Raw genomic sequence first — 17,383 nt, forward strand, 5'->3', positions numbered from 1 at the left:
TGTCGCCAAGTCTGTCGCAAAAACCCGGTTTCTCGCCACCCACCCACAATCCAAAATCTAAGAAACCGGGTTTTTCCCGAAATCTAGGAGTTGTCACCAAGTCTGTCACAAAAACCCGGTTTCTCGCCACCACTTTTAGAATAACAACGGCTCAATTTTGGTCTGTACCTCCTCAATCACATCTTCAGATACAGATTCAACAAATCGAACACCGCGAACTTTCCAGTCTAGACACTTGATTTGATCTGCAAGAATAACTCCCTGAACTTTTAATCCAATTGGTAAAGCAACTTCAAAAGGATACCCTTTTTGTTGCTTGGTAATAGGCATAAATAAAGCTAAAGAACTTTTCTGATTATAAGCACGAGGCGACAGCACAAAAGCAGGTCTAAGTCCTTTTTGTTCGTGTCCTTTAGTGGGGTCAAAGTCTAAATAAACAATATCGCCTCGACTCGGAATGTAGGGATTTGATTGTGTCACCAAACTTCATTCCCCACAGCAACTCCACTGTCAATCTCAGTATGAAGATTTTCTGGGGTAATGGCCTCAATCAACTCCTCAAGCGAATACCGCCGACGAGTTATCGGCTCGATCGTCAGCCTACCATCTATCAAGACAAGCTGCACTTGGGAACCTTCCACTAAGTTAATCTCTTTAGCTAAATGCTGTGGAATCCGAACAGCAAGACTGTTTCCCCACTTTGCGATCGTCCCAACCATAGCCCAATCCTCTAGCTAGTGATATTATTCTGAGGACTTCACCCTTTTTTGAGGATGTATATACAGAGTGTCTACAGTATAGCAACTAAAATCCAAGAAACCGGGTTTTTTCCCGAATCTTCGCCTGTAACCAAATATTCTCGCAAAAACCCGGTTTCTGACTACCCACCCATCAAAAACAAAACAACCGCCAACAGTCAAAACTGTCAACAGTTGTTTCATATATTCAATGCGGATGGCGAGACTCGAACTCGCAAGGACATAATGCCACACGCACCTCAAGCGTGCGCGTATACCAATTCCGCCACATCCGCTCTTTCTGACAATCTGTGGGATTTTTTGCGTTACCAGTTAAAGATTCACAGGTTGAGGTTCCTGAAATTTAACTTGTGACTAGCCCTTTTAGACCACCGATTTAAAACCATAGCACAACTACCACCAAATTGTAAAATAAATTTTTATTAAGAATTTATGGGAAACCATTATCCAGAACATACCGAAAGGGACTATTCTACAGAATATTGAGTGAATTAAGCAGCGAAGATGGGGTTCTCGAAAATTTTAATCGCTAATCGGGGGGAAATCGCCCTCCGCATACTACGCACCTGCGAGGAAATGGGGATTGCCACAGTCGCCGTTCATTCCACTGTAGATAAACACGCCCTACACGTTCAGTTGGCAGACGAAGCCGTTTGCATCGGCCCCCCCACCAGCAGCAAAAGCTATTTAAACATCCCCAACATCATCTCGGCCGCCCTGACGCGCAACGCCGCAGCGATTCACCCTGGCTATGGCTTCCTCGCGGAGAATGCCCGATTTGCCGAAATCTGTGCGGATCATCAAATTACTTTCATCGGCCCAAGTCCGGCTGCGATGCGGGCGATGGGCGACAAATCCACCGCCAAAGAAACTATGCAGCGGGTGAAAGTTCCCACAGTCCCCGGTAGTGTCGGATTGCTGGCGGACGATCGCGAAGCTCTAGCAATAGCCCGCGAGATCGGCTATCCTGTGATGATCAAAGCTACCGCCGGCGGTGGAGGCCGCGGTATGAGGCTAGTCCGAGAACCATCCGAACTCCCCAAACTCTTCTCAGCAGCCCAAGGCGAAGCCGATGCAGCCTTCGGCAATCCCGGAGTCTACCTCGAAAAATTCATCGAAAAACCGCGCCACATCGAAATTCAAATCCTCGCCGACAACTACGGTAATGTCATCCACCTCGGCGAAAGAGATTGTTCGATTCAGCGCCGACACCAGAAACTCCTGGAAGAAGCGCCCAGCCCCGCCCTCAGCCAGAAACTGCGAGATCAAATGGGTCACGCTGCGATTGCTGCGGCTAAATCCATTAACTACACGGGTGCTGGAACTGTTGAATTTTTGCTTGACAAATCGGGCAAGTTCTACTTCATGGAAATGAACACCCGGATTCAGGTCGAACATACCGTCACGGAGATGATTACAGGGCTCGACTTGATCGCCGAACAAATTCGGATCGCCCAAGGAGAAAAACTGCAAATTAAGCAAAACCAAGTAATTCTCAGCGGCCACGCGATCGAGTGTCGGATCAACGCTGAAGACCCCGATCGCAACTTCCGACCCCATCCCGGCAGAATCACCGGCTTTTTGCCTCCTGGCGGCCCTGGCGTGCGGATGGACTCTCACGTTTACACCGATTACGAAATACCTGCTTACTACGATTCTTTAATTGGTAAATTGATTGTCTGGGGGCGCGATCGACCTTCAGCCATTCGCAGGATGAAACGGGCATTGCGGGAATGCGCGATTACCGGCGTTCCCACTACCCTCAGTTTCCACCAAAAAATCCTCGATAGCCCGGAATTTCTCAGCGGCGAGGTTTACACGAACTTTGTCGAACAGTTCATGAGCCAAAATGGTTAGTGGTCATTCATCCAACCCTGGACGCAACAAAGGTAAGTAGTTGCGCTTCAGCGCTCTTTCTTTATATATTCAAAAGAGCGCTAAAGCGCAACTACGTACCTTAATTTGAGTAACAAATTTTACATCATCGTGGGATGGGCGTCTCGCCCGTCAAGAAAGGACGGGCGGGACGCCCATCCCACAAAATATGTGTAAATTATTTAATTTGGGCTCCTTATATTGTGCACAAGAGCGCTGAAGCGCAACAACGTACCTTGATATGAGTAATGAATTTTACATCATCATCGTCAAAATACCTTGCTGGCCGAGCATCATTTCCCGGAGCAAGCTACAGATGCCCACCCAAATAATCGGTGTAATGTCCACTCCGCCGATCGGCGCTACAATTTTTCTGGTTAGGACTAAAAAAGGTTCCGTCGGCCAAGCAATCAGACTCAACGGCAACCTGCTCAGGTTCACGCCGGGATACCAAGTCAGGACGATCCGAAAAATAAACAGCAAAGTCATCACCACTAGGACAGAGCCCAGAATCCAACTTGCAACGGTAATACCAGTCATGGGTCTTATCTCGAAAATCTTAAGTTTTGTTACGTCAGCCTTTCATAATTTTAACCGTTTCACAGGTGCGATCGAACACGATCGACAAAATTTTTCCGGCCTTATACCTTCGGATGGAAAGAGTTAGAGGGTTTGAGGGTGCGAGACTGAGAGTTTTCCAGGGTAAAAATATTGCTGGTAGCACCACATCCCTTGCAAAATCCATTGCCGAACTTCTCCCTGAGAACTGACTGCTGATAAAATTAATAAAAATCAAATTGTTGTAACAAAGGCTTTGAATTTATGACTCCTTCACTCGCTAACTTTTTGTACAGCCTGCTTGTGGGCATTTCGCTGGTAGTCATTCCAGCAACGATCGCCCTGATCTTTATCAGCCAAAAAGACAAAATCAAGCGCACCTAAAAAGTCTGCGGGTTTCAAGCGTCCGGCGCGCGAGTCAATTTTGGGATCGCACGATCGGGCATTTCCCCGCTTCCAAAACCTCGGCTACCAGCAACTGTGAAGGCAAAACCTTCAGTTGACGGCCAAGCTGAGGTTTTTTCCCGTTAAACTCATTACTATAAGGTGCGCGAACCTCTTCTGAAAGCCCGATCGGAGGCTGCCCTGTGAAACCACAGTCGGAATAACAGACTGACAGACTTAATGATAGAAGTAAAATCTAACTCGCTAACATAGGAAAGACATAGGAGATAGGCTAATGGTCAATTTAGGATTGAACTTGAGCAGCCTGTTAGGGATCATCCTAGCAGTAGCAGGGGCAGGACTGTACTTTCTGCGATCGTGGCGTCCCAAACTAGCCCGAGACCACGATATTTTTTTTGCAGCCGTGGGCTTGCTCTGTGGCGGTATTCTGTTATTTCAAGGATGGCGGCTTGACCCAATTCTGGCATTCGGTCAATTTCTGCTTGCAGGTTCCGCCATATTTTTTGCAGCCGAAAGCATCAAATTGCGGGGAGCGACCACAGCCCAAGCTAAAAGTCGATCGCAATACGTAGATGAAGAGCGACCAGTCAGCAACGCCTACGCTTACGACGGCTACGATAACGACTTCGACCAGATAGAACCAGAGGAAGACTACCCGCAGCGTCCCCGGATTAGAGGTAGTCAAGAAAGTCGTTCCTCGCGGGAAACCTACGACGATGAGCCCCGCCGCCGTCCTTCGTCGAATCGCAACGGTAGCGCGAACACATCTCGGGAGTCGATCGATCGCCCTCCCTCGCGCAAACGTCCGGCGCGCCCAGAAGCCCCGCCCGCCCAAGGCTCTGACAACTGGGACGTTTCAGACAACCCCGAAGAAAGACCGGCCCGCAGCAGCCGCAACCGCCCCCCAACTTCGGAAAACCGCAGTTCTGACGCGCCGCCGAGAACCAAAAAACCTCGGCCAGCGGAAGCATCGAGGTCTCGCCCCAGCAACCGCGAGGTGGAAGCACCGCCATCGGACTACGTGGAGTATCGCCCCGTAGAATACCCGGAAGACCAACCGGATAGTTCCCCCAATTTCGACAAATAGGCAAAGATAAGTAGGTGGGTTAAACTAAACATTTCTCCCGCGAGCAAGACAAAAATTAAGTTGCGTTTATTGATGCCCATCTACTTATTCTCATATCTTAGAATGTTTAAATAACTATAAAATAAAATTTTAAAGACAGCTCGGTCAAGTAAAATAACCATAAAATTCCCCAAAAAAACTATTTAAATATATTTAATAGTATTCCTATAAAATAATCCTTATCAGGTTCGTAGTGAGGACTTTAGTCCTTCTTTATGCGGACTAAAGTCCTCACTACAAACCTGTTCTGATTTTTGCGGACTAAAGTCCTCACTACAAACCCCTTCGATCGCATAAAATACAACCTCTGGAACTAACCCAAAGTACAATAGTCTAAAATCTAAAATCTAAAATTAGCAATATGCCCTTACTGCAAATAGGAGATCCGGCGCCTTGGTTTTCGATTGCTTCCAGCAATAACCCCTTATTTCATTTCTCGACGGTTGGCGGCCGGCGAGTCGTGCTGTTTTTCTTTGCTAGCGCAGCTTTTGAACAAATCCAAGTTATCCTCAAAAGCTTTCAAGAGCTTTCAGAAGAATTCAAGACTTTGCAAGTACCGCTGTTGGGAGTGAGCGTTGATGCAGCAGACAAAGAACAAAACAGAGTCACACTAATGGCTCCGTCATTCATCTTTTTCTGGGACTTAGACAAAAAAGTCAGTCAGCAGTACGGTGTTTCCCGAGATGTCGAAGAAAATGGAGTTGCCGGAGTTCAGTATGCACCCCAAACTTTTATTCTCAACGAAAACCTTCAGGTAATTAATATTTTGCCGATGGGCGAACCGCACCAACACGCCCAGCAAGTATTAAATTTTCTCAAAACTTTGCCTCCAAAGGAGGAAGGGCGACCGGCAACTCCTCACGCCCCGGTGTTGGTAATTCCTAATGTTTTGGACTCTTCAGCTTGCCGCAGTTTGATCGATATGTACAAAGCTCACGGTGGCAGTCCCTCGGGCTTTATGAGGCAAATAGACGAGAAAACTGTTGGCATTCACGACGACACTTTCAAGAAGCGCCGAGATTTCTTTATTGAAGACCCGAAGTTACAGCAGCGATTGAATGCGATTATTTTGCGCCGGGTGCGGCCGGAAGTAGAAAAAGCTTTTCAGTTTACAATCACTAGGTTTGAGCGGTATTTGGTGGGCTGTTACGATGCCCAGAGTGGCGGTTATTTTCGGCCGCACCGCGACAATACGAGCAAAGCTACGCTGCACCGCAAGTTTGCGATGACGCTAAACTTGAATGTGGGGGAGTACACGGGGGGATTTTTGCGGTTTCCAGAGTACGCACCGCACGGTTATAAAGGGGATTCTGGTACGGCGATTATTTTTTCGTGTTCTGTGCTGCACGAAGCAACTCCTGTGATTAGCGGTCAGCGCTTTGCTTTGCTATCATTTTTTTATGGCGATGAGGATGCCAAGGTGCGGCAAGCTAATTTTAAGTATCTGGCTGACGACTCGGATTCTCGAATTGGAGAACCCGCTGAGTAAGCTCACTACCGCTGTGCACGTCCTAAAATAATTACATAAGGTAGTTAGCAGTTAGGAACAAAACTTAATTACTAGCTACCGATCGCTAAATACTAATCAATGCCATGAATTTCAAACTTCTAAGTTTAGCAGTATCGGGAATTTTAACGGTTGGGGTAACAGCCAGCGCCACTGCGGTGGTTGCGACATCCCCTGTGCGGCAATCAACAAATTTAGCGGAATTTAACTCCGTGCGTTTCCCAGGCGCGATCGCCGAAAATGCCGAAGAACAAACGAATATTCGGGTATACGAAAAAGCCAGTCCGGCGGTTGTTACCGTCGATACAGCTAAATCTAACGGTAGCGGCACAATTATCAGCCCCGACGGCATGGTGTTAACCAACGCCCACGTTGTTTCTGCCGGCGGTACCGTAAATATAATTTTGTCAGACGGCAGAAAACTGGTCGCCGATGTCGTTGGATTCGGCGAAGAAGGTTTAGACTTAGCCGTGGTGAAGATTCGCGGTCAAACCAATTTGCCGACAATTCCTTTAGCCCGTGCCGGTTCGGTGAAAGTCGGACAACAAGCATTTGCGATCGGCAATCCTTTCGGTCGATTTCAAGGTACTTTTACAGTCGGAATCGTCAGCCGCATCGACGCAGCCCGTGGCTTAATTCAAACTGACGCGGCCATCAATCCCGGTAATTCCGGCGGCCCGCTGCTTAATAGTTCTGGAGAATTAATTGGCGTCAATACTTCTATTTTTACTCGCGGCCAGGGCGGAGGCAATATCGGTATCGGTTTTGCAATTGTCATAGACAAAGTGCCAGCTTTCTTGAGTGCGGTGCGAGAAGGGCGAGCTCCCCGCGTTGCTCAAAGGCGATCGCCATTTGGCAGCAAATCACCTCAAAAAGTTGCGTTAAACGGGCCCGCCGTCACAGGCAAACTTACCGACAAGTCTAGCATTCTGCCCGCAGACAACAGCTTTTTTGACCTCTACTCCTTTGAGGGAAAAGCGGGACAGCAAATCACAATAGAAATGAAAAGTCAAGAGATTGACCCTTATTTAATTTTGCTCGGCCCCAACGAGCGCGAAATCGCGCAAGAGGGCGATTTTGCAAGAAGAAGGCGCTTTAGTCGCAGGTGGCCCGGTATTGCCTTCTGATAACAGTCTGTATCGCGAGTATACTTTTGAAGGTCGATCGGGTCAGTCTGTCAGCATTTCCCTGGAAAGTACAGATTTCGATCCCTATGTGGCTATCTTTGACCCTAACGGCAAATTAGTGGCAGAAAATGACGATGCGAGCGATTCGAGCAAAAATGCGTTTCTGAGCGTTACTTTGCCAGCTACGGGTCGCTACCGCGTGATTGTCAATGCTTATGATGCTTCGGGTCGGGGTCGTTACAATCTAACTATCCGCTAAAAGTTGGTAATTGGTAATTGGTGATTAGTGATTGGCAGTTAAAACGTTCTTCATTCTCATAACTAACAACTAACAACTGACTATTGACAACTGCCAACTGTCAACTGTCAACTGTCAACTGTCAACTGTCAACTGACTATCGAGGTAATTCATGGGTCAAATTAGATTTTGGGCGATCGCGCCAATTGCTCTACTAGCTATTTTTTCTGGGAAACCGACTCTCTCGGTACCAGTGTCAAATCCAGGTGAAGTTACTAACAGCAGTTCCCCGATCGTTTCAGCAGAATTTCCTCAAAATTCACATAATGCGAGTCAAGCGGGCAAGGCTGTTTTAGCTCAAGCAAGCCCCAGCCCGTCGCCTTCTGGGCTGCCAACTCCAAAGGCCTCGCCAACTCAGACCCCAACTGTACAACCTTCGCCAAGTCCTGATGGGCGATCGTCAAAAATCATTTTAGAGCAAAAGGGAGAACTCACAACTTCTAAGTCTTCGGTACTGCCCTCGGACAGCAGTTTGTACGATGAGTACACCTTTGAAGGCACTCAGGGTCAGAAAGTGGTTGTCAATGTAGAAAGTAGCGAGTTTGATACTTATCTGGCTGTTCTCAACTCCCAGGGCGAGCTACTGGGAGAAAATGATGATGTCACGCAGCAAAATTCCAATTCTGAGCTAACTCTTACCTTGTCTGCGAGCGGCCGCTACCGCGTAGTTGTCAATGCTTACGATCCACCTCCAAAAGGTAAAGGTAAGTACAGTTTGATTATCCGTGAAGTGACTGGAAATTAATTGGCTCTAAATCCAGTATCTATTTCTATTACTTAACTCAATTTCCAGGTTTTACAAGCAGGAATGTAGGTTGAAAATGGATGATTATCTATTTTTTTACCTGTTTTTCAGGGAGAGGATGTATATCATGTCGGGCAAATTACCGGGTGCATCTCAGGTTTTGCAAATATGTGTGTAGGGGCGAAGCATGACCGCAGTAAATATGAGATTATAACTAATAACTTATATGCGGTCATGCTTCGCCCTCTTGAAAAGTGATATAGCGGTTCTCAGAGAGATGAGGTACGTTGTTGGGCTTGGGCCCTCTTAGTTGAACTGATTATATAAGCTGTCAGTCATACCTCATCTTTTTGAGAAAGGCTATATGCACCCAAATTACCCTAATAAAGCTGTTTGATTGTTCGGACTTCAGTCCTCGGATCATGAGGACTTGAAGTCCAAACGATCGAACCAATTTTACAGTGTTGTTGGAGCGGAAATGATATTACGCATCAGTAGCTATCCACCGAGTTATACTGAATTTAACGCAAGCCCAGCCAGGTAAAAAAATCCTGGCGGGTGAAGAATTCTAGCAGCAAAAGTCCCACGAATCCCACCATTGCAAATCGTCCGTTGATTTTTTCGGCGTAGGCATTCCAGCCAAAAGCAGGTTCTGCTGGTTGTGGGGTATTTGGAGTTGTCGGTTTTGGTGATGGAGGTGTTTTAGCAGTCATTTAAAAGTTTTGAGTTGTGAGTTTTGAGTCAGGATTTTTGGGAAGATTGCCGATCGCACAACTTGTAATTTACCCGAAATTGACCGCCGATCGCTAATCTGCCGACTTTTCTAAATTTTGCACCGATTCGATCAAATCTCGCACGGTTTCGGTACCTTCAGAAGGCTCAAAGGACAAGGGGAATTTGCCGCGGGCGAGCATTCTTAAACCCAACGGGCCCAGACTCAGCAAGCCTTGAACGTCGCGGAAATAGTTTCCTACTACTTCGATACCGAATTTGCGCTCGTCTATCCAGCCACCTTCTTTAACGAGATTAATTAAGACTTTGCGGTGGCGGATCGATCGACTGGCTTGGTCGTCTTTGCGATCGAGAATCTCCTGTTTAATCTTACCAATTTGATCCATCGGCGCCACTTCCATCGGACAAACCGAGTTGCAGTAGTAACAGCGGGTGCAGCCCCAGACGCCTGCGGTTCCTTCGTTGTACTTTTCCAGCCGATTTTCGGTTTCGCTGTCGCGGGAATCGGCGATCGTCCGGTAAGCTTTGGCGAGGGCGTGGGGGCCGACAAATTCCGGGTTGACTTCCCGAGCGTTGCACTCAGAATAGCACGCGCCGCAGAGGATACAGTTACCAGTTTGGTCGAGTTTCGATCGCTCTTCGGGAGTTTGCAGAAATTCGCGTTCGGGAATTGCTCGCGAGGCTGTGCTGACATAGGGTTCAACAGCTTCCAGGTTGTCCCAAAAACTGGTCATGTCAACCACCAAATCTTTAATTACCGGCATATTTCCCATGGGGGCGACGGTAATTTCTGGGATAAAATCGGCTGGCTGTTCTGCTGAACTCGAATGGGCTATTTTTTGCAATCTCGCAAGTTCGCTACCGACATTTTCTTTGCAAGCTAAAGCCGATCGCCCGTTAATTCGCATCGAACAACTGCCGCAAATTGTATTGCGGCAATTTTTGCGATAAGCTAAAGTGCCGTCTTGTTCCCACTTGATGCTGTTGAGGCAGTCTAGGATGGTATTGCTTTCATCCACGTCTAGGGTGTAAGTGTGAACGCGGGGAGCCTCGTTTTGATTTTGGCGGACTACGTTAAAGCGGACTTGCATATTTTGAGTAAAGAATTTAGTTTCTATTTTAAGCTAGATTTTCTGGCGATATAAAAAGACATTTATTTTTTAACAACTAGCTAAAGCGTGAGATTTAAGCAGCTTGATTATTGTTTGAGAAACGGCAATAATCCTTAAGTTATAAATCATCAATCGCAACTGTTTTCAGCGGATTTTTTAGCTGATAATTGGATAAACAAGTGATCGATCGGTGCAGTTCGCGAAGGAGGAGGTGCCTGATGTCCAGCTTGTTTGTTTTAACTTTCATGTTTTCAACGCCAGCATTTTGTCTGGGTTTAGTAAATCCTCAATGGGTGGGACTGGCAACTCGCAAGCTATCTGTGGCTGTTTACGGCGTTTTGATGGTCGCTTCCTTTGTATCGGTTGGCTTGGCAGCACCTAAGCAGCCACAGCCTGTTTCCTCGCTGCTGAGCTCCACAGAATCGCAAGCATCTAGGGGTAGCACATCTTGGCGATGAACGAGGGGGTGCTAGCGCACCTGGCTCTAATGGCACAGTTACGGGCAATTTTACCTGTTAGAGGTAGCTTTGATCGGCTCGATCGAAAATCGAAACGTTGTGTTAGATTTGCACGCGCTAACAGCCTCGGTTAATGATTTAGCTGTTTTGGGCGATCGTACTGATTTGAACAGGGACGATCGATCGGCTAATATGATTTAATTGTTGAGCTTGCGGTGCGAGTCCATCTATGACTTACAGCTTGAGAATTGTAGATTTGCCGAGTAGCGAACGGCCGCGGGAAAGGCTGATGGCCGGCGGCCCGAAAAGTTTGGCGACTGCGGAATTGATTGCTATTCTACTGGGTACCGGTCAGGGCCCCGGCAAACTTTCGGCTGTCGGACTCGGACAGTATATTTTAAATCAGTTGAGCTTGCATTCCCGTGACCCTCTGGGTGTACTGCGGAGCATTAGCGTGCAGGAGTTGACGCAGATTCACGGGATCGGCCCAGCCAAGGCTACTTCGATTTTGGCTGCGGTGGAGTTGGGGAAACGGGTGTTTCAGTCGCGGCCGCCGGACATGGCCGTGGTGGACTCTCCACAAGCTGCTGCGGATGCTCTGAGTCAGGATTTGATGTGGCAGTCTCAGGAACGTTTTGCTGTGGTGCTGCTGGATGTGAAAAATCGGCTGCTGGGTACTCAAGTAATTACGATCGGCACAGCTACCGAAACTTTAGCTCATCCCAGGGATATTTTTAGGGAAGTGATCCGCCTTGGGGCAACGCGGGCGATTATCTCGCACAATCACCCCTCGGGGAATGTCGAGCCGAGCCCGGAAGACATTGCTTTGACACGGCAGTTGCTTGCTGGAGCGCAGTTTTTGTCGATTCCGCTGCTGGATCACTTGATTTTGGGAAATGGCGATTTTCGGAGCTTGCGACAGACTACGACGCTTTGGGAGGAGTATCCCCAGGGCGATTGAACTATTATACTTAACTAACTCGATTGCTATCATTAGTTATTTGTATCTTTCGGCTGTTCGAGGGCTGAATCAGCCGTCACAGCAGAAGTTTTGTGGGGGCTGGAGTCTACGGTTACATAGTGTTTGAGGTTAATGTCGCTGCTGATACTTAGTTGCGATCGCAACTCGGTTAATCTAGTAAAGGTAGGCTGAAGAGGTCGCTAATTCGATTTTTTTTCAGCATACTAAACGTATACTGAACCAGCACCTAGATACTCAATTCTTAAGAAATTATGAAATTGGGTGTAAAATATACGGCGTGGTGATAGGAGAAAAACTGTGTTTCTGAGACTTGCAGAACAACACCGTAAATTCGTCCAAGATTTGGTCATGAACCTCCAGGCTTTGGCGATCGTGCTAGAGCGTCGGGGTTATTTGGCATCCTGCTACACTTGCGGGGGTCAGATGAACAGTGCCTCATTTATGGTCAGTTTGACGGACAACCATCTGATTCGATTTTTAGTGTCAGATTACGGTATCACATGGACTGAGATGCGGGACGATCGCGAACTGATGAAACTAGAAGGTGCAGAGGCAATTAGTCAGTTACAAGAACTGGCAAATCTCGTAAAGTACCAAATCCAACCTTCGGAAGCTACTTTGGCGACGGCGCAGCGAGTTTAGCAGTTGCACGGTTCTGAGGAAAGCGACAGCGAAAGTCGGTGTTTGCCACCTGCAACCAAATCCCCAACGAGTTAGTTGAGAGGAACAGGTTGCACAGCAATGGCAGCTCAATAGACAAGGGTAATTTCAGGGTGCTTTCAGACACTCATTTTAGCCGTCAGTCGATCGAAGTCTGCCAGGGCCGACAGCAGTCATGCTATATGACGCGATATCAATGGTGCTTTTAACATTCAGTTAAAAGCTTTGACAGATACCGCAACATCTGACGTGAAAGTTTCATTTCAGATTGTGCCACAGACAGAAAACTCCGGCATCAGCCCGATTTTTCTAGGTTAAAGGTATCTGCATAACTTTATGCAAAAAGTGTCTAACTTGGAACCTCTAGTTTTTTGGCAGCAGTTGATTCTGTCTTAAGAGCGATTTGCCAAAAGTAAAACTGCTAATGCTCGTCGCCTGCGATGTTAATTTCTCACTTTGACATTCAAAAGTCAAGGCATTGAAATTAACTATGAGCAGGCAGGTAAAATTTAACATCCAGAGTGAGGATGAGGCTGTGAAGATTGGGCGAAAAGCCGCCCCAGGGTGGATATGCGGACGAATTGCGTTTATTTTTGCTTTTCGATTTAGCTGATAAGGTTGGTTAACAGCTCACAATTAACTTAAAACAGCATCACTGCTGTAAAAAATCTCACAGCCGGCTTTAGCCGGCTAAGTTTTGTGTAACTTTAAGCTTCTGCGTCATGTTTGACCGTTGTAGCCGCGGAAGTTATCACTCATCATTAGGTCAACTGTCAACTGGCAACTGGCAACTGTCAACTGTTTTTTGAAGTGCGCGATCGCAGTTGCTACTAATATTTTATAATATATTAATATTTTCTCCCAAAATATTTATCCCCAAGGTTGGAGTCAGAATCAAATGGTAAATTTAAGCGAACTTCTAGAACCCATCGCCAGCCAATTTCGCAGTCTCGGAATTCCCGAACCAATTACCCATTGGGGACATCCTGTAATGATGGGAATCGTGGTTGTGGCCATGGGTAGCTTCGTCGGATATACGGGATGGCAGGGACGTTTGGCCGCCGATAAGGATGTCGCGCTCAAAAGTCGAGCGGATCACCGCAAGCTAGCACCGTGGATGTTTCTGTTTCTAGCTTTGGGCTACACAGGCGGCTTGCTGTCGCTGGTAATGCAGCACAAGCCTGTTATGGAAAGCCCGCACTTTTGGACGGGTTCGGGAGTGCTGGTTTTGCTCGCTGTTGGTAGCTTGATTTCACTGACAGGTTTTGGAGGCAATAAGCTGGCACTGCGGGCGGTTCACGCTTATTTGGGCACAACTGCCCTGGCACTTATGGTGCTGCACGCGGCTTTCGGTTTAAAATTAGGTCTGTCTATTTAAGGTAGTACCAGTCTGTTCTCGTTCAGATGAGTTGCGTTCCCCCCTAACCTACCTAAAAAAAGGGGGGACAAGAGACGCAAAGTGTCTCTTGCACCAGGAGCAGGAATGGAGCGCTTAAAGTGAACTCCTACTGCCATTTTTTAGGAGAATTTAGGGGAAGGGAAACGAAGACTCAAACCGAAATATCTGGTTTTCAGCTTAAGCTGTGCGGTTTTGAAAAGTAAAAGAAAGTATATTTGCGATCGCAAAAATTGCTAATCTTAGTAACTACCAAGACAGTTAGGAAGTGATTAAATTGCGGTAACGATTGATTCTATTTATTTCATTCTGCCTGATGACTAATGACTAATAAGGTTCGATCGCGGGGGGACAGCAAAACATGACTAATGACTAATGACTGATGACTAATGACTGATGACTAATGACTAATAACGTTCGATCGCAAAAACAGCAAAACATGACTAATGACTAGTTATAATCTCCTATTTTGTGCGGTCATGCTTCGCCCCTACGGATATATTCGCCTTGCACCCGACTAATGACTAATGACAACTGACAACTGACAACTGACAACTGACTAATTCCATAGTTTCTAATTAATGAATCAAGCAACGGGTGTCATTTTCTGTCTTGCCTACATTGTGGGATTGATTTCTACAGGAGTTTCTTGGGGTAGATACGGGATATTTGCTTTAGGGATAGCGGTTGCAGTCGCCATGCCTAAATTGTTGTTAAAGCATACAAGGAACTCTTTCAAAACCACTAATAAAAGACGCAGCAGAACGAAAGAAAATGCTCTGGAGGCACCCTTAGAAACGAGGGAAAAATTGAGCTTGCTAGAGATGCTGCCGAGAGCAAAATGGGTGTGGGCTGTCGCGGGTTCGATCGCATTTTTGGCGAGCATTTATTTTGCAATTCGATCGCCCCAACCGGCAATGAATGACATCAGCAAACTGATTCCCGTTGGCGGAAACACTCAAGAAGTGGCGGTGACAGTTCGCGGTAGACTGGCTAGTACGCCCCGATTAACTCGATCGGGCCGATCGCAATTTTGGCTAGACACGGATGCAGTTAGCGAAATCAACGGCGGCGAAGGAGGAGTAGTCGTCAACCGCCCAGTATCCGGCAAACTCTACGTTACAGTGCCCCTGCTGCAAGCAACGGGCTTGTATGCCGACAATACGATCGCAGTTGTGGGCTCGTTGTACAAACCGCAGCCGCCGTCGAATCCGGGGGCTTTTGATTTTCAAGCCTATTTAGCCAGAGAAGGGGCTTTTGCAGGACTCAAAGGGCGTCAGATTGACTGGAAGAGAGAAAATGCGATCGCGGATGTCAATCGACTTAACACCAAAACGGGTGCTTTCTGGGAGTCAACCGGGATGCAGCCGTCGCCAATTCAAACGATGCGGATGCGGATTGTGCGATCGCAAGTATCACAGTTGAGTGTTCCCGAAGGGCCGTTGATCAGTGCGATCGCCCTGGGCAAACAAGCAGTTGATTTACCCTACACCATCCGCGACTCTTTTGTGCAGGCTGGATTAGCCCACGCGATCGCAGCTTCGGGTACTCAAGTTTCGATGGTTTTGGGTTTAGTTTTAGCTTTAACCAGGCGCTTTTCCAAACAATTACAATTTGGTTTTGGCGTCAGTGCTTTATTTTTGCTCGTGGGATTAACAGGCTTTGAAGCTTCAATCTGCCGCGCCGCCTTGATGGGATTTGGTACACTATTTGCTTTGGTACTAAGTCGCGAAGTTAAGCCGTTGGGATTGCTGTTAATCGCTGCTACTATTTTACTGCTAGTTAACCCTTTGTGGATTTGGGATTTAGGTTTTCAACTGAGTTTTTTGGCAACTCTGGGATTAGTGGTGACAGCGCCGCCGCTGATGGCAAAGTTCGACTGGATGCCACCTGCGATCGCTTCAATTCTGGTGGTTCCCATCGCCGCTTCAGTGTGGGTGCTGCCACTGCTACTTTACGTTTTTAGTGTGGTATCACCTTACAGCATTTTAGTCAATATTATTGCGGCTCCTTTACTGTGGATTTTGAGTATTGGCGGGATGGTTAGCGCTTTAGCTGGATTGATTTTTCCGCCGGCTGGGAGTGTGTTAGCCCAACTGCTTGACTATCCGGCAAAGGGGTTAATTGCGATCGCCGAATATTTCTCACAATTGCCCGGTAATTCAGTAGCTGTCGGCCAAGTATCGGTGTTTCAGCTAATCGCGCTTTACAGTTTAATCTGCTGGGTTTGGCTGGGGGGAAGTTCGGCAACGAGCAATGTGCGGGATGTAACGGATGTAACGGATAGAAGGAAAAAGTCCGAGGGAAAAGGGAAACAGGAAGATAGGAGAGGGAAACAGGAATTAGGAAAAGGCAAGAATCAAGGAAAGGGGAGAGGGAAGCAGGGGAAAAGCCGAGTTTTTGCGTTGCGGATTTCTTCGGCTTGGATTTTACCGCTGGCGCTGATGGCGGGAATTGGAGTCGTAGTTTTGCCAGCTTGGCACGTTCAATCATCTTTATTTCAAGTTACTTTGCTGGCGACATCTGGGGAACCAGTTTTGGTAATTCAAGATAAGGGAAAAGTGACGCTAATTAATACTGGTGATGAAAATACGGTGAGGTTTACGCTGTTACCTTTTTTGCAGCAGCAAGGAGTTAATTCTGTGAATTTTGCGATCGCCACTCACGGTCATTTAGGCTTGAGCGGCGGTTGGGGAAAATTATTACAACGCTTGCCAATTAAAACGTTTTATGATAATAACGCTCCCAAACAAATTAACCGCGGCAGCAATCAGGAATTTATAACGGCTGTGCAATCTCGCCAAGGCGTTTACTTTCCTTTAGAAACTGACAGCAAAATTGATCTGGGTTTGACGCGGTTGCAGTTCGTGGACGCGGAAATCCCGGTGGTAGAATTACTGGTGGGCGAGCGTACTTGGTTGCTTGTCGGTGACATGACACCGGAAGCGCAAAGTATGTTATCAAAGAGATTAGCAGCCACGGGAACATTGAAGCGGGTAGAAGTGCTGTGGTGGTCGGGAAAAACCCTGACAGCCGAGTTATTGAGCGCAGTTGGGCCGCAAGTGGCGATCGCATCCTCAGACGAAATCGACCCAGAAACCGCCGCCCAACTGCGCCAAAGCAAAACCCAGATTTTCTGGACAGGGCGCGACGGAGCTCTTCAGTGGACACCAGCAGGGGGATTTAAGACGACTCTGGAATCGGAAGAAAATCAAACTTCTTTTCTGTAAGGATTTACAATGTGGCGCACAGTGCGGTAAAATACTTTTAGCTCGCATCTCAAGTTTATTGGAGAGGTGGCAGAGCGGTTGAATGCGGTAGACTCGAAATCTACTTTAGGGGTGACTCTAACGTGGGTTCAAATCCCACCCTCTCCGTTTTTCAGGACTTCTGGCGTAAGATATGCAAAGTACATCAAGATAAACTTGCATATCTTACGCCATATTTTAGTGAAGATTTAGAAAAAGCCAATAATTCCTCCACCTCGCTGCTGTTAGGAGTTTGTGTGACAACTCATTTGAGAGACTTGACAATTTGCTTTTGTTACAACCCACATTCCGCAGATATTCGATCGGATTTAATTTCAAAAGAATTCAGAATTCTCAAAACCTCAAATAATTGCTCTGCAATCATTTGAGGCTTTT

The 17,383-nt window shown here is 47.1% G+C and carries 17 protein-coding genes, 2 tRNA genes and 1 pseudogene; 12 read left to right on the top strand and 8 right to left on the bottom strand.

The genetic code is table 11. From position 1 onward, the window contains the following. Positions 1-135: 135 nt before the first annotated feature. From mazF to JGK20_RS04745, 3 genes are all read right to left on the bottom strand, one after another. Positions 136-480, bottom strand: a complete 345-nt coding sequence (mazF, locus tag JGK20_RS04735; RefSeq protein ID WP_293175280.1) for an endoribonuclease MazF — start codon at positions 478-480, stop codon at positions 136-138. Continuing rightward, on the bottom strand, positions 477-719 hold the full coding sequence (locus tag JGK20_RS04740; RefSeq protein WP_293148968.1) for an AbrB/MazE/SpoVT family DNA-binding domain-containing protein: 243 nt from the start codon (positions 717-719) through the stop codon (positions 477-479). The genes mazF and JGK20_RS04740 overlap by 4 nt, the downstream gene beginning before the upstream one ends. A 230-nt stretch (positions 720-949) precedes the next feature. Then, positions 950-1,033: transfer RNA gene (locus tag JGK20_RS04745), tRNA-Leu, on the bottom strand. A 229-nt stretch (positions 1,034-1,262) separates the two neighbouring features. On the opposite strand from JGK20_RS04745, the gene accC reads away from it, so the two are divergent. Beyond that, entirely contained in the window at positions 1,263-2,615 is a 1,353-nt protein-coding gene (gene accC / locus JGK20_RS04750) for an acetyl-CoA carboxylase biotin carboxylase subunit (RefSeq protein ID WP_293229548.1), read from the top strand. A 273-nt stretch (positions 2,616-2,888) separates the two neighbouring features. Here the strand turns inward: accC and JGK20_RS04755 are convergent, their stop codons facing one another. Both JGK20_RS04755 and JGK20_RS04760 read right to left on the bottom strand, forming a co-directional pair. Next, entirely contained in the window at positions 2,889-3,173 is a 285-nt protein-coding gene (locus JGK20_RS04755; protein WP_293175276.1) for a YggT family protein, read from the bottom strand. Between the two features lie 34 nt (positions 3,174-3,207). Then, positions 3,208-3,378, bottom strand: coding sequence for a hypothetical protein (locus JGK20_RS04760; RefSeq protein ID WP_293175274.1), 171 nt, complete (start codon positions 3,376-3,378; stop codon positions 3,208-3,210). 77 nt (positions 3,379-3,455) lie between these two features. Here JGK20_RS04760 and JGK20_RS04765 point away from each other — a divergent pair, with 77 nt between their 5' ends. From JGK20_RS04765 to JGK20_RS04785, 5 genes and pseudogenes are all read left to right on the top strand, one after another. Next, complete coding sequence (locus tag JGK20_RS04765) at positions 3,456-3,575, top strand: photosystem II reaction center X protein (protein ID WP_293175272.1); 120 nt, start codon at positions 3,456-3,458, stop codon at positions 3,573-3,575. A gap of 295 nt (positions 3,576-3,870) precedes the next feature. After that, positions 3,871-4,683 carry a Ycf66 family protein gene (locus tag JGK20_RS04770; RefSeq protein ID WP_293229551.1) on the top strand — a complete coding sequence of 271 codons (813 nt, stop codon included), beginning with the start codon at positions 3,871-3,873 and terminating at the stop codon, positions 4,681-4,683. A 400-nt stretch (positions 4,684-5,083) separates the two neighbouring features. After that, entirely contained in the window at positions 5,084-6,211 is a 1,128-nt protein-coding gene (locus tag JGK20_RS04775; protein ID WP_293229554.1) for a redoxin domain-containing protein, read from the top strand. A gap of 104 nt (positions 6,212-6,315) precedes the next feature. Continuing rightward, positions 6,316-7,615 (top strand): annotated as a pseudogene (locus JGK20_RS04780) (DVUA0089 family protein). A gap of 151 nt (positions 7,616-7,766) precedes the next feature. Next, positions 7,767-8,399 carry a pre-peptidase C-terminal domain-containing protein gene (locus JGK20_RS04785; RefSeq protein ID WP_293175264.1) on the top strand — a complete coding sequence of 211 codons (633 nt, stop codon included), beginning with the start codon at positions 7,767-7,769 and terminating at the stop codon, positions 8,397-8,399. Positions 8,400-8,920: 521 nt separating this feature from the next. Here the strand turns inward: JGK20_RS04785 and JGK20_RS04790 are convergent. Further along, positions 8,921-9,112, bottom strand: coding sequence for a chlorophyll a/b-binding protein (locus JGK20_RS04790; protein WP_293175262.1), 192 nt, complete (start codon positions 9,110-9,112; stop codon positions 8,921-8,923). A gap of 93 nt (positions 9,113-9,205) precedes the next feature. Beyond that, entirely contained in the window at positions 9,206-10,222 is a 1,017-nt protein-coding gene (locus JGK20_RS04795) for a succinate dehydrogenase/fumarate reductase iron-sulfur subunit (RefSeq protein WP_293175260.1), read from the bottom strand. 239 nt (positions 10,223-10,461) lie between these two features. Between JGK20_RS04795 and JGK20_RS04800 the strand changes: the two genes are divergently transcribed. Both JGK20_RS04800 and radC read left to right on the top strand, forming a co-directional pair. Next, complete coding sequence (locus JGK20_RS04800) at positions 10,462-10,701, top strand: hypothetical protein (RefSeq protein ID WP_293175258.1); 240 nt, start codon at positions 10,462-10,464, stop codon at positions 10,699-10,701. 229 nt (positions 10,702-10,930) lie between these two features. After that, a complete protein-coding gene (gene radC, locus JGK20_RS04805; RefSeq protein WP_293175256.1) occupies positions 10,931-11,662 on the top strand; it encodes a DNA repair protein RadC in 732 nt (243 codons plus the stop codon). Between the two features lie 32 nt (positions 11,663-11,694). Here radC and JGK20_RS04810 read toward each other — a convergent pair whose 3' ends face one another. Then, on the bottom strand, positions 11,695-11,826 hold the full coding sequence (locus JGK20_RS04810) for a hypothetical protein (RefSeq protein ID WP_293175254.1): 132 nt from the start codon (positions 11,824-11,826) through the stop codon (positions 11,695-11,697). Positions 11,827-11,980: 154 nt separating this feature from the next. On the opposite strand from JGK20_RS04810, the gene JGK20_RS04815 reads away from it, so the two are divergent. The 4 genes from JGK20_RS04815 (at position 11,981) to JGK20_RS04830 (ending at position 17,116) form a co-directional block, all read left to right on the top strand. Continuing rightward, a complete protein-coding gene (locus JGK20_RS04815) occupies positions 11,981-12,325 on the top strand; it encodes a DUF1815 family protein (RefSeq protein WP_293148941.1) in 345 nt (114 codons plus the stop codon). Positions 12,326-13,241: 916 nt separating this feature from the next. Next, positions 13,242-13,721, top strand: coding sequence for a DUF4079 domain-containing protein (locus JGK20_RS04820; protein WP_293149068.1), 480 nt, complete (start codon positions 13,242-13,244; stop codon positions 13,719-13,721). A 599-nt stretch (positions 13,722-14,320) separates the two neighbouring features. After that, the gene (locus JGK20_RS04825; protein ID WP_293229557.1) at positions 14,321-16,969 is read left to right on the top strand and encodes a ComEC/Rec2 family competence protein; all 2,649 of its coding nucleotides are present in this window, start codon (positions 14,321-14,323) and stop codon (positions 16,967-16,969) included. 60 nt (positions 16,970-17,029) lie between these two features. Further along, positions 17,030-17,116, top strand: a tRNA-Ser gene (locus JGK20_RS04830). The last annotated feature ends 267 nt before the right edge of the window (positions 17,117-17,383 follow it).

The sequence above is a fragment of the Microcoleus sp. PH2017_05_CCC_O_A genome, from assembly GCF_020738785.1.
Taxonomy (GTDB): domain Bacteria; phylum Cyanobacteriota; class Cyanobacteriia; order Cyanobacteriales; family Microcoleaceae; genus Microcoleus.